The organism is Kluyvera sp. STS39-E (genome assembly GCF_040932435.1).
In the GTDB taxonomy this organism is placed as follows: domain Bacteria; phylum Pseudomonadota; class Gammaproteobacteria; order Enterobacterales; family Enterobacteriaceae; genus Kluyvera.
Genome location: NZ_JBFQGA010000033.1, coordinates 1 through 273, shown reverse-complemented (window position 1 = coordinate 273; position 273 = coordinate 1). Strand labels below are relative to the sequence as shown.

The window sequence follows — 273 nt, the reverse complement described above, 5'->3', positions numbered from 1 at the left end:
CACCGTGAAGCTGCCACCAACATTCTGGTATGAGCACGACGATTTGGCGCGAGAGGTTCCAGTGTTGGATAAGCGCCTCGTGAAGAAAGCGCTCCGCTCCGCTGGCATCCAGGTTATCGAAGGAGAAGGATGATGGCACTGACGAAGAAACAACGCGCAGAACTGCGCATGAAATTCGGTGGCCGTTGTGCTTATTGCGGCTGTGAGCTACCAGAGAAAGGTTGGCATGCTGACCACGTTGAGGCGGTGCTGCGAAAATCAGAACAGTGCATG

General features: G+C 54.6%; 1 pseudogene. It reads left to right on the top strand.

Annotated features, from left to right (window positions below):
- Positions 1-132: 132 nt before the first annotated feature.
- Positions 133-273, top strand: a pseudogene (locus tag AB4K05_RS24710) (HNH endonuclease); the annotation flags it as partial.